General features: G+C 78.3%; 12 protein-coding genes and 1 pseudogene. 9 read left to right on the top strand and 4 right to left on the bottom strand.

Features of this window, described 5'->3' with window-relative positions; all coding sequences use genetic code 11:
* On the bottom strand, positions 1–862 hold an 862-nt coding region (locus ACI78R_RS23130; protein ID WP_457042438.1), incomplete at its 3' end, for a DUF222 domain-containing protein.
* Between the two features lie 96 nt (positions 863–958).
* On the bottom strand, positions 959–2308 hold the full coding sequence (locus ACI78R_RS23135) for a DNA polymerase IV (protein WP_457042439.1): 1350 nt from the start codon (positions 2306–2308) through the stop codon (positions 959–961).
* A 57-nt stretch (positions 2309–2365) separates the two neighbouring features.
* On the opposite strand from ACI78R_RS23135, the gene ACI78R_RS23140 reads away from it, so the two are divergent.
* Entirely contained in the window at positions 2366–3193 is an 828-nt protein-coding gene (locus tag ACI78R_RS23140; RefSeq protein WP_457042440.1) for an alpha/beta fold hydrolase, read from the top strand.
* A gap of 4 nt (positions 3194–3197) precedes the next feature.
* On the opposite strand, the gene ACI78R_RS23145 is transcribed toward ACI78R_RS23140, so the two are convergent.
* Positions 3198–3575, bottom strand: coding sequence for a hypothetical protein (locus tag ACI78R_RS23145; protein WP_457042441.1), 378 nt, complete (start codon positions 3573–3575; stop codon positions 3198–3200).
* A gap of 134 nt (positions 3576–3709) precedes the next feature.
* Between ACI78R_RS23145 and ACI78R_RS23150 the strand changes: the two genes are divergently transcribed.
* A complete protein-coding gene (locus ACI78R_RS23150) occupies positions 3710–4318 on the top strand; it encodes a maleylpyruvate isomerase family mycothiol-dependent enzyme (protein ID WP_457042442.1) in 609 nt (202 codons plus the stop codon).
* 7 nt (positions 4319–4325) lie between these two features.
* On the opposite strand, the gene ACI78R_RS23155 is transcribed toward ACI78R_RS23150, so the two are convergent.
* Positions 4326–6056: a helicase gene (locus tag ACI78R_RS23155; protein WP_457042443.1), complete on the bottom strand. Its 1731-nt coding sequence runs from the start codon at positions 6054–6056 to the stop codon at positions 4326–4328.
* A 65-nt stretch (positions 6057–6121) separates the two neighbouring features.
* On the opposite strand from ACI78R_RS23155, the gene ACI78R_RS23160 reads away from it, so the two are divergent.
* The 7 genes and pseudogenes from ACI78R_RS23160 to ACI78R_RS23190 all read left to right on the top strand — a co-directional run.
* Positions 6122–6973: an alpha/beta fold hydrolase gene (locus ACI78R_RS23160; protein WP_457042444.1), complete on the top strand. Its 852-nt coding sequence runs from the start codon at positions 6122–6124 to the stop codon at positions 6971–6973.
* 124 nt (positions 6974–7097) lie between these two features.
* Positions 7098–7460 (top strand): DUF4190 domain-containing protein, encoded by a 363-nt coding sequence (locus tag ACI78R_RS23165; RefSeq protein ID WP_457042445.1) that lies wholly within the window; start codon positions 7098–7100, stop codon positions 7458–7460.
* Positions 7461–7557: 97 nt separating this feature from the next.
* A complete protein-coding gene (locus ACI78R_RS23170) occupies positions 7558–8391 on the top strand; it encodes a helix-turn-helix domain-containing protein (RefSeq protein WP_457042446.1) in 834 nt (277 codons plus the stop codon).
* Entirely contained in the window at positions 8388–8786 is a 399-nt protein-coding gene (locus tag ACI78R_RS23175; RefSeq protein WP_457042447.1) for a VOC family protein, read from the top strand. Before ACI78R_RS23170 ends, ACI78R_RS23175 begins: the two co-directional genes overlap by 4 nt.
* Positions 8783–9100 carry a hypothetical protein gene (locus ACI78R_RS23180; protein WP_457042448.1) on the top strand — a complete coding sequence of 106 codons (318 nt, stop codon included), beginning with the start codon at positions 8783–8785 and terminating at the stop codon, positions 9098–9100. The genes ACI78R_RS23175 and ACI78R_RS23180 overlap by 4 nt, the downstream gene beginning before the upstream one ends.
* Entirely contained in the window at positions 9097–10809 is a 1713-nt protein-coding gene (gene bluB / locus ACI78R_RS23185) for a 5,6-dimethylbenzimidazole synthase (protein WP_457042449.1), read from the top strand. Before ACI78R_RS23180 ends, bluB begins: the two co-directional genes overlap by 4 nt.
* A 43-nt stretch (positions 10810–10852) precedes the next feature.
* Positions 10853–11630: pseudogene (locus ACI78R_RS23190) on the top strand (phosphoglucomutase, alpha-D-glucose phosphate-specific); the annotation flags it as partial.

Below are 11630 nucleotides of genomic sequence, written 5' to 3' on the forward strand. Positions count from 1 at the left end.
TCCAGCGGGCGCGGGCGGCCGACAGGGTGGCGCCGGTGGCGGTGCGCGCGGCGCCGGGTGCGGTGGCGCTGCCGGTGAGGTCGGCCAGCGGCACGGTGACCACCACCTGCGGCCGGGTGCCGCGCAGCACCGGCAGGTCGCCGGCGGCGAGCTGGACGTCGGCCAGTTGCACCAGCGCGTCGCCGGTGCGCTGGGCGCGGCAGCGGTCGTCACCGGCGCAGCGGGAGGCGGCCTGCACCGATTCCAGGGCGGTGGCGACCTTCTGGCCGCCGACGGCGTCGAGGTGCCCGCCGATGGTCCAGGTGCCGTCGGGGTGCTGGACGAGGGTGACCGCCCGCTCGGTGGCCGGGTCGGGTTCGGCGCCGTCGGGGTCGAGCTTGGCCAGGTAGTCCCCGACCGCCTGCTGCAGTTGCCGGTGGGTGCCCGCACCGGCCAGCTGCACCAGCGCGGCCTCCACCGCGCCGACGTCGATGCCCTGCGCGCGGGCCAGATCGAGGTGGGCGGGGGTGACGATCACGGCGATCACGTCGACCTGGTCGGCGCCGATGCATCCCTGCGCGTAGGCGCGGGCGGTCGCCGGCAGCCACTCCAGGGCGCGGCCGTGCCGCACCAGGTCACCGGCCCAGGCGCCGGAGATCCGCGGGACCCCGCGCAGCCAGCCGCCGACGGTGCGCGCGCCGTCGTGCTCGCTCGCGCCCCGCACGTCGCTGCGGCGCACCACCCGGGTCAGCTCGGCGTGCACCCGGTGCGCGGCGACGACGAGCTCGCGGGCCCGGTCCAGCAGCTCGGCGTCGCCGAGCTCGTCGAGGTCGACCGCGGCCAGGGCGTCGAGCGCGGAGGCCAGCTCCCCCACCCCGCCCACCTCCCGACCTCGTATCGAACGTGTGTTCGACACTAGCCGATCGGCGGGCATCCGGCAAGACGAAACCGCAGGTCAGGAGGCTGATCGGGCGCCGCGTCAACCGGCGGCGGGCACCTCCGCGCGCCACTCCGGCGGGTCACCGGGGTGCAGGGCCGGGTCGTCGGCGGCGAGCGTGCGCACGGGCCCGGGCGGCGTCCGCGGCCCCTCGAAGCGCACCGTCACCCGGCCCAGGCCGCGGCCCCACACCCAGCCGGCGCCGAGCTCGTCGTGGACGACGTCCTGCCCCGGCCACCAGCGCCGGTCCGCGGGCGGCGGCGGAGCCTCGGGCGCCTCGACGACGTCGTCGTCCAGGGCCTCCTCGCCGGTCGCCGGCTCCTCCGCGAAGAGGTCGCCCTGCGCGTACTGCGACAGCCCCGAGACGCCGACGCCGATCAGGCGCAGCCCGCCGCCGGTGCCGGCCTCGGCGAGCAGCCGCCGCGCGATCGAGGCGACCTGCCGGGCGTCGTCCGTGGGCTGGGGCAGCGTCTGCGAGCGGGTCATCGTCGTGAAGTCGTAGCGGCGCAGCTTGAGGGTGACCGTGCGCCCCGACAGCGCCGAGCCGCGCAGCCGGTCGCCCACCCGGGCGGCCATCGAGTCGATGAGCCGGCCGAGCTCCGCGAGGTCGGTGAGGTCCCGCTCGAAGGTCGACTCCTGCGAGACCGACTTGGCCCCCCGCTCGGCCACCACCGGCCGGTCGTCCTCCGCCCGTGCCAGCTGGTACAGCCCGGTGCCGTGCGCCCGTCCGGCCAGGGTGACCAGGTCGGGGAGCGTCTTCGCCGCCAGGTCGGCCACCGTGCGCACGCCGACCTGCCGCAGCCGCTCGGCCGTGGCCGGGCCGACCCCGCCGAGCCGGGTCACCGGCAGCGGGTGCAGCACGTCGAGCTCGGAGCCCGGCGGGACGACGACGAGGCCGTCGGGCTTGTCGAGGTCGGAGGCGATCTTCGCCATGAGCTTGGAGCTGCCGATCCCGACCGAGCCGGTCACCCCGCCGGTGGCCCCGGCGATCCGCTCCTTGAGCGTGCGGGCCAGCGCGGTGACGCCGTCGACGGACAGGTCGTGGTCGCCGGCCGCCAGGTCGACGTACGCCTCGTCGATCGACACCGGCTCCACCAGCGGCGACAGCTCGCGCAGCAGCGCCATGACGACGTCCGACGTCCGCCGGTAGGCGCCGAACCGGCCGCCGAGGAACGCCGTCCCGGGCGGGCAGCGGCGGCGGGCCTCCGCCGTCGACATCGCCGAGCGGGCCCCGTAGGCGCGCGCCTCGTAGGACGCCGTCGCGACGACGCCGCGCCCGCCGGTGCCGCCGACGACCACCGGCCGCCCTCGCAGCGAGGGCTTGTCGCGCTGCTCGACGGCGGCGAAGAACGCGTCCAGGTCCAGGTGCAGGACGCTCGCCTCCCGCCGCACGCCGTCGATCCTCCCCCGTCCGTTGCCGGGGTGTCGCGCACCCGGCAGGCTCCGCCCATGGGGGACCGGCGGGCCGCGTTCGAGACCGCCTACGACGCGGCGCTCGCCCGCTGGCCGGTGCCGGTCCGGCCGGTCGACGTCGCCACCCGGTTCGGCCGCACCCACGTGCTCGTCAGCGGCGCGGCCGCGGCTCCCCCGCTGGTGCTGCTGCCCGGCGGCGGCGCCACCGCGCTGGCCTGGTCGGGTGCGATGCGGCTGCTCGCCGCGGTGCGCCGCGTACACGTCGTCGACCCGGTGGGCGACGCCGGCCGCAGCCCCGCCACCACCCCGCTCGCCAGCGCCGAGGACGTCGCCGACTGGCTGGCCGAGGTCCTCGACGGGCTGGGCCTCGGCGCCGTCGACCTGGCCGGGCACAGCTACGGCGGCTGGCAGGCGCTCGCCCTCGCGCTCGACCGGCCCGCCCGGGTGCGCCGCCTCGGGCTGGTCGACCCGACCACCACCTTCGCCGGCTTCTCCCCCGGCTACCTGCTGCACGCCGTCCCGGTGCTGACCCGGCCCAGCGCCGCCCGCATGCGGGCGCTGGTGCGCTGGGAGACCGGCGGCCGGCCGGTGGACGACGCGTGGCTCGACGTCGCGGCGCTCGGCGCCGAGGTGCCGACGGCGGCGCCGGTGCGCACCCGCCGTCCCGACCCGGCCCGGCTGGCCGGGCTGACCGTGCCCACGCTGGTCGTCGTCGCCGGGGACGGGCGGGCGCAGGACCCCCGCCAGGTGGCCCGCAACGCCGGCCGGCTCATGCCGCGGGCGGGCGTCGTGACGCTGCCCGGCGCCACCCACCACACCCTCCCCCCCGGCGCCGAACGGGTGCTCACCGAGTTCCTCCGCTGAGCGCTCAGCGCAGTGCGAGCAGCAGGCAGACGACCGCGAGGGCCAGCGCGACCGGCGTCATCACCAGCCGCTCGGGCCGGCTGCGGGAGATCGCGTTGAGCGCCACGCCGAGCGTGAAGTACCCGGTCAGCACCCACATGGCGACGTCGACCACGCCGCCGGGCAGCAGGTCGACGGCGCCGGCCGCCTGCAGCAGGAGCAGCGCGACCACGCCGTAGACCCCGATCGACACCGCGCTGCCCACGCGGAGCCGCGGCGGCAGGACGACGTGCTGACCGCCCCACGCGAAGCGCCCCAGCGGCGCCCCGCCGACCAGCGCCAGCTGGAAGACCGCGAGGGCGGCGAGCAGGACGACACCGACGACGGCGGCAACCAAGATCACGGGCGGCAGGCTAGTGGCCGGGGGTGTCGCCGGGGTGAGCGTCGGGCGTCCCGTCCGCGACCGCACCGATGAGTCCCGGCCCCGGCGGACGTCTCCCCCACCGCGCCCGGGACCGGGCGGACGGAGGAGGGACGATGACCGACGTGGACGGACGCGACGTGGCGGCGTGGGTGGGGCGGACGTACGAGGGGCTGGCCGGCGTGCTCGACGCCGAGCCCGCGACCTGGGACGCCCCGACGCTGTGCGCGGGCTGGCAGGTCCGGCACCTGGTGGCGCACGTGACCATGCCGGCGCGGCTGTCCCCCGAGCAGTTCGGCGCGGAGATGGCGGCCGCGCGCGGCGACTTCGGCGTCCTGTCCGACACCGTCGCGGCCCGCGACGCCGCGCTCCCGGCCGCCGACCTCCTCGGCGCCCTGCGCTCGCCGGTCCTGCACGCGTGGCAGCCGCCCGGCGGTGGCGCGACCGGCGCCCTGAGCCACGCCGTCGTCCACTCCCTGGACGTCACCGTCGCGCTCGGCCGGCCGCCGGTGGCGCCGGCCGACGCCGTGGCCGCCGTCCTCGACGCCGTCACCGCCGCGGAGGGTGCCTGGTTCGGCGTCGACCTGGCCGGCGTCCGGCTGGAGTCATCGGACACCGGCTGGGCGTGGGGCAGTGGGGACGCCGTCCGGGCGGACGACGGGTCGCTCGTGGCGCTGCTCGCCGGCCGCACGCTCCCCGACGGGCGGGCGCTCCCCCGCCGCTGACGTGCGCTCAGCCCTCGGTGAGCGCGGCGGGCGGCAGCCAGTCGGCGTCGAGGAGCTCGGCGATCTCCTGCAGCGCCGAGGTGTCCGCGCCCGCCGTCGACCCGCTGACCGCCAGCCGCTCGACCATCACCCGGGCCACCTGCTCCTCGACCGTCCCCTCCGCGTAGGCCACCCGCCACGGGCTGACCTGCCCGTCGCGGTGGGTGCGGCCGGTGACCTGGCGCGCCTGGATCCCGGAGAACCGCGGCTGGTGGAACAGCCCGACCCGCGGGGTGGCCGACGCCGTCGTGCCGCTGGGCAGCAACTCGCCGGCGTGCAGGCTGATGGAGGCGGTCACGGTGAACACGCACACCGGCGCCTCGCCGGTCTGGAAACGCAGCCGCTCGGCCTCGACGTCGAACCGGTCCCGCCCGTAGATCGACGCGACCGCGACGCCGGAGTCCAGCAGCGCCTCGCGGATGGGGTCGGCCGCGGTCTCCACGAACTCCACCGACACCGCCACCTGCCGCTCGGCCTCCACCTGGGCGCGCACCCAGTCGACCGTCGCCTGCGCGCGGATCAGCCCCGCCTTCTGCCGGAACCGCAGCAGCGCGGCGCGGCCGCGGGCGCTCTGCCGGGCCCGCCGTGCCAGCTGCATCTCGGCGCGGAACTCCTGCCACTCCGACTCGTAGGCGGCCTGCTCGGCGGGGGTGAGCGCGACCGGCGTGCCGGTCACCGACACGGGGCCCCACGGCGCCGGCCGGTGCAGCGTGGCGGGCGGGTCGGCCGGGCCTCTCCCGCCCGCGAGCCAGCCCTGCAGGCGGGCGAGGTCGGCCCGTCGGGCGTCGGCGTCCTCGGTCCACGCCCATCCGTAGCGGCCGCGTTCCACGTGGAACCCGTGCTCGGCGAGCTTCGCGGGCAGGTCGGCCCAGGCGCGCAGCGGCTCGCCGTGCACCTGGGCGAACTGCGGCGCGAGGTAGGGCAGCTCCAGCGGGGTGTGCGCCGGGGTGGCGGTGGCGGCGACGACGAACGGGACGTCCTTGACGCGGCCGCCGCCGGAGACCGCCTTCCAGTGCTTCCAGCGCTGCGTCGTCGTGTGCCGGACCATGTGCGCCTCGTCCGCGACGACGACGTCGAACTCCAGCCCCGCCACCTTCGCCAGCCTGTCCCACGTGGTGACGCACCAGCGCAGGCCTCCGTCGCCGAAGCCGGCGATCGAGCGGGTCCAGTGCGGGATGGTGATGGCCGCCGGGCGGTCGGCCACGACGAGCACCCGCTCGCCGCCGCGCATCTCGCAGATCTCCCGCGCGGCGAGGACGGCGGTGCCGGTCTTGCCGACGCCGGGGTCGTCGCCGAGCAGGAACACCCGGTGCCCGGCCGCGGCCGAGGCGACGACGGCCTCCGCGCCGGTGCACTGCTCCTCGCGCGGCACCATCGGCCGGCCCTCCGGCAGCGGGCGCGGCTCGTCGTTGAGCTCGTCCTCCAGGTACCGCTCGAGCGTGTACGGCGGCGGGTCGTAGGGCGCCAGTGCCGCGGGCAGCCGAGCGCCCACCCACACGTGCGCCTGCAGGCCGGGGTGCCAGACCGCGCCCGGGGCGGGCGCGCGGAACGGCACGGCGAGCACCCACACCCGCTCGCCGGGGCCCGCGGTGGGCAGGTCGGGCACGGCGGGCCGGCGGGCCGTCGTCCGCCGCTTCGTCGTCGACCGGCCTGTCGTCCGGCGCGTGGTCGTGGTGGCGGCGCGACGCCGTCCGGGCACGGGGACCTCCTCTGGTCCCCGGCACGGTAGGTCGCCGTCGCCCCTGGATCTGGTGGAATCGCCGGGTGACCGCCGATGCGACCTCCGACGAGCGGCTCGCCGGGCGCACCGTCGGCGAGTCCGGCCCGCGCGTGGTGTTCGTGCACGGCCTGTTCGGCCAGGGCAAGAACTGGACGACGATCGCGAAGGGCCTGGCCGGCGGGCACCGGGTGACGCTGCTCGACCTGCCCAACCACGGGCACTCGCCGTGGACCGACCGGGTCGACTACGTGGACATGGCCGGGCTGCTGGCCGACGAGCTGGCCTCCTACGGGGAGCCGGTGACGCTGGTCGGGCACTCGATGGGCGGCAAGGTGGCGATGACGCTGGCGCTGCGCCGGCCCGAGCTGCTGCGCGGCCTGGTCGTCGTCGACATCGCCCCGGTGGAGTACCCGCTGACCGGCGGCCGCACCGACGACCCCGACGAGGAGGCCTCGCCCTTCGAGGCCTACATCGCGGCGATGCGGGCGGTCGACCTCGGCGCGCTGCGCACCCGGGAGGACGCCGACCGGGCGCTGCGCGAGGCGGTGCCGAGCTCGATGGTGCGGTCGTTCCTGCTGCAGAGCCTGGTCCGGGAGGGGGTGGGCTCGGGCCGCTGGCGGTGGCGGCTGAACCTGGAGACCCTCGAGCGCGACCTCGGCGAGCTGCGCGGCTTCCCGGAGCCGCCGCCGGGCGCCACCTTCGACGGGCCGGTGCTGTGGGTCGCCGGCGCCAACAGCCACTACGTGCTGCCCGGGGACCGCGACCGGATGGACGCGCTGTTCCCCTCGACCCGGCTGGTGAAGGTCAAGAACGCCGGGCACTGGGTGCACTCCGAGCAGCCCGAGGTCTTCCTGGAGACGGTCCGGCGCTTCCTCGACGCAGTCGAGGACGAGTAGCGGGCCTGGACGCCGTCGAGGGCTGACCCCTCCGGGGTGGCGGACTGCCCCGGGGGCGTGCGGATCCGTACCGTCCCCGGGAGCGGGACCGGGGCACGTCGGTTCCGGAACGGAGAGGACGCACGTGACGCAGTGGGGGGCGCCGGGGTCCGGCGCCGGTCAGCAGGGCACGCCGCCGCCGGCCTACGGGCCGCCGCCGGGCCCGTACGGACCCGGCCAGTACCCGCCCTACGGGTACGGATACGGCTACCCCGTGCCGCCGCGGCGCACCAACGGCCTCGCCGTCGCGTCGATGGTGCTGGGGATCCTCTGGCTCTACTGGATCGGGAGCATCCTGGCGCTCGTCTTCGGCTACATCGCGCGCAGCCAGATCCGCGAACGCGGCGAGAGCGGTGACGGGATGGCGATCGCCGGCATCGTCCTCGGCTGGATCGGCGTGGGCTTCTTCGCCCTCGCGATCCTCGCGGGCGTCGCCTCCACCGTCTGAGCGCCGCCCGGTCCCGGGGCGTTCCCGCGGGAATGCCCGCCGGAGTGCACCCCGTCGGGGCCTGGCCGGTGTCGGGGGCCGGTGCCATCCTGGCCCGGTGACCAGCGCGTTCGTCCCGCACCGGCCGCACCAGGCGCTGCGCGGGCTGGTCGCCGACGCCGTCGGCTACGAGCAGCGCGGCCTGGCGCCGGGCACCCACCGCGGGCTCCCCTCCCCCACGCTGACGCTCGTCGTCACCCTCGACGACCCGCTCGACGTCGCCGCCCACCCCGACCCCGCCCAGGCGCCCGGCCGCTACGACGCGCTGCTCGGCGGCCTGCACACCACCCCGGCGCTGATCCGGCACCCCGGGCGCCAGGCGGGCGTCCAGCTCTCGCTGACCCCGCTCGGCGCCCGCCGGCTGCTCGGCGTGCCCGCCGGCGAGTTCGCCGCCCTCGACGTCGATCTCACCGACGTGCTGGGCAGCACCGAACTCGTCGAGCGGGTCCGTGCCGCGCGGACCTGGCCGGAGCGCTTCGCCGCCGCCGAGGACGTGCTGCGCCGCGCGGCCGGCGACGGCGACCCCGCCCCCGAGGTGGCCGAGGCCTGGCGGCTGACGCTGGCGTCCGGTGGGCGGCTGCGCGTGGCCGACGTCGCCCGCCGGGTCGGCTGGTCCGAGCGGTACCTGACCACCCGGTTCCGCGCCGAGACGGGGCTCGCGCCCAAGGAGGCCGCGCGGGTGGTCCGCTTCGACCGCGCCCGCCGGGCCCTGGCGGCCAGCCCGCGGCCCGGCCTCGCCGGGCTCGCCGCGTGGGCCGGCTACGCCGACCAGGCCCACCTCACCCGCGAGTGGCGGGCCCTCACCGGTCTCTCCCCGCTGCGCTGGCTGGCCGCGGAGTTCGGATTCGTCCAAGACACCGCCGCGGCCCGGGGGCCAGGGTCGGCCGCATGACACCTCCACCGGCCACCGTGTGGCCCGCCTTCCGCGCCGCCGACGCCCCCGCTCTCGTCCGCTGGCTGGTCGACGTCCTCGGCTTCACCGAGACCCTCGTCGTCCCCGACGGTGACCGGATCGCCCACGCCGAGCTCGCCTGGCCGCCCGGCGGCGGCGTCATGCTCGGCTCCGTCCGCGAGGACGACGGCGGCTGGCCCGTCCGCCCCGGGAGCACGGGCGCCTACCTGGTCACCGACGACGTCGAGGCCGTGTGGGAGCGGGTCGGGGCCGCCGGCGCCGAGGTGCTCCGGCCGCTGCACGAGCCGGGCCACGGCGGCCGCGAGTTCAGCGTGCGCGACCCCGAGGGCAACGCCTGGAGCGTCGGCGACTACCCGGGAGCGCCGCGGGCGTGACGGAGGAGCAGGTACGGGCGCTCGCCCTCGCCCTGCCGGAGGTCACGGAGGCCGACCACCACGGCCGCCCGTCCTTCCGGCTGGGGACCGCCGTGCTCGCCACGCTGTGGGCACCGGGCATCCTCAACGTCATGGTCGGGGAGTCGGAGGCGCGCGCGGCCGAGGGCGGCGCGGTCTCGCTGCTGTGGTGGGGGAAGCGCCTGTACGGCGTGCAGGTCGACCTCACCGCGGCCGACGAGGCGCTCGTCGCCGACCTCCTGGAGGAGGCCTGGACCCGCCGCGCCCCCGCCCGGCTGCGGAGGCAGCGGCCGTGACGTACCCGCGGCCCGTGCCGGTGATCGGCGACGCCACCTCCGCCGCCGAGCGGGCCGGCGACCCGGCGGCCTGGGCCATGCCCGAGCACGCCGGCGGCCTCTACGCCGTCGTCGCCGCGCGCCGCGACGTCCGCCGCTACCGGCCCGACCCGGTGCCCGACGACGTGCTGCGCCGGGTGCTGGCCGCCGGGCACGCGGCGCCCTCGGTCGGGCACAGCCAGCCGTGGCGGTTCGTCGTCGTCCGCGACCCGGCCACCCGCGACCGGGCCGCCGTCCTCACCGACCGCGAGCGGCTGCGCCAGGCCGCGCAGCTGGAGCCCGACGCCGCCCGCCGGCTGCTCGACCTGCAGCTGGAGGGCGTGCGGGAGGCGCCGCTGGGGATCGTCGTGTGCTGCGACCGGCGCACGCCCGCCGCCGGGGTGCTCGGCCGCGCCACCTTCCCCGACGCCGACCTGTGGTCCTGCGCGGCGGCCATCCAGAACCTGTGGCTGGCCGCCCGCGCCGAGGGCCTGGGCATGGGCTGGGTGACGCTGTTCCGCCCCGAGGAGCTGGCCGGGCTGGTCGGCCTGCCCGACGGCGTGGCCACCCTCGGCTGGCTGTGCCTGGGCTGGCCCGACGAGCGCCCGCCCGCGCCGGGGCTGGAGCGGGCCGGCTGGTCGCGGCGGCTGCCGCTGGAGTCCGTCGTCGTCGAGGACCGCTGGCCGGCCGACGACGGCGGTCCCGCCGCGCCGCCCTCGCACCTGCGCGCGCCCGGCCGCGAGGCCGTCGTCGGCGCCCGGGACGAGGCCGACCGGCTGCTCACCCCGCCCGGCTCGCTCGGCGTCCTCGACCGCGCGGTCGACCGCCTCGTGGCGCTCGGCCGCGGCGACGTCTCCGCGGGGACGCTCGTGCTCGCGGCCGCCGACCACCCGGTCGCCGCGCTCGGCGTCTCGGCCTACGGCGGGCACGTCACCCGCGACGTCGCCCGCGCCGCGGTGGCCGGCACCTCGGTGGGCGCCACCGCGGCGGCCGCGGCCGGGCTGACGACGGTCGTCGTCGACGCCGGGGTGGACGGCGGCCCGCTGCCCGGCGCGGTGCACGCCCGCCCCGCCGGCCCGCGCGGCGACCTCGCCTCGGCGCCCGCCCTGACGCCCGCCGACGTCGAGCGGCTGCTCGCCGCGGGACGGCGGTTCGGCGCCCGCGAGGGCCTGCTCGCGCTCGGCGAGGTCGGCGTGGGCAACACGACCGTGGCCGCCGCGCTCGCCGCCGGCCTGCTCGGCGCCGACCCGGCCGAGGTCACCGGCCTCGGCGCCGGCGCCGACAGCGCGGTGCTCGAGCGCAAGCGCGCCGTGGTGGCGGACGCGCTCCGCCGGGCGGGCAGCGGGCTCCCGCCGGAGCGCGCGCTGGCCGAGCTCGGCGGCCCGGAGCTCACCGTGCTCGCCGGCGTCGTCCTCGGCGCCGCCGCGGCCGGCACGCCGGTGGTCCTCGACGGGTTCGCCGCCTCGGTGGCCGCGCTGGCCGCCGTCCTGCTGGAGCCCGCCGCGCAGGCCTGCCTGGTGGCCGGGCAGCGCAGCCGCGAGCGCGGGCACGAGCTGGTGCTGGAGGCGCTCGGGCTCGAGCCGCTGCTGGACCTGCGGCTGCGCGCCGGGGAGGGCGCCGGCGCCGCGCTGGCCGCGGGGCTGCTGCTCGACGGGCTGCGGATCCGCCGCGCCACCGCCCGCGTGGGGTGACACCGGGTCGCCAGCCGGTGCCCCCTCGGGCCAGGATCGGCCCGTGACCGATCCCCGCGCCGGCCAGCCCGCCGCCCCGTCCGACCTGGTCGACGTCGCCTCGCTGGTGACCGCCTACTACACGCTGGTGCCCGACCCGGCGGAGCCGGCGCAGCGGGTGTCGTTCGGCACCTCGGGACACCGCGGGTCCTCGTTCGACTCGGCGTTCAACGAGGCGCACATCCTCGCCACCACCCAGGCGATCTGCGAGTACCGGGCGGCGCGGGGGTACGACGGCCCGCTGTTCCTCGGCCGCGACACCCACGCGCTGTCCGAGCCGGCCTGGGCCAGCGCGCTGGAGGTGCTGGCCGCCAACGACGTGACGGTCCTGGTCGACGCCGCCGGGCGCTACACCCCGACGCCGGCGGTCAGCCACGCCATCCTCACCGCCAACCGCGGGCGGTCGACCGGGCTCGCCGACGGCATCGTCGTCACCCCGTCGCACAACCCGCCCCGCGACGGCGGCTTCAAGTACAACCCGCCCTCGGGCGGGCCGGCCGACACCGACGCCACGAAGGTCATCGCCGACCGCGCCAACGAGCTGCTCGCCGCCGGGCTCGACGGCGTGCAGCGGATCCCCTTCGCGCGGGCGCACGCCGCGGCAGGCCGGCACGACTTCCTCGGCGCCTACGTCGACGACCTGCCCTCGGTGCTCGACCTCGACGCGATCCGCTCGGCCGGCGTGGGGGGGGGGGGGGGGGGGGGGGGGGGGGGGGGGGGGGGGGGGGGGGGGGGGGGGGGGGGGGGGGGGGGGGGGGGGGGGGGGGGGGGGGGGGGGGGGG

This window comes from Geodermatophilus sp. SYSU D01106 (genome assembly GCF_054049995.1).

Excerpts from the sequence above, each read along its gene's own strand:
- ACI78R_RS23140 (WP_457042440.1), top strand. The coding sequence starts at position 2,366 with ATGGGGGACCGGCGGGCCGCGTTCGAGACCGCCTACGACGCGGCGCTC.
- ACI78R_RS23150 (WP_457042442.1), top strand. The coding sequence starts at position 3,710 with ATGACCGACGTGGACGGACGCGACGTGGCGGCGTGGGTGGGGCGGACG.
- ACI78R_RS23175 (WP_457042447.1), top strand. The coding sequence starts at position 8,388 with ATGACACCTCCACCGGCCACCGTGTGGCCCGCCTTCCGCGCCGCCGAC.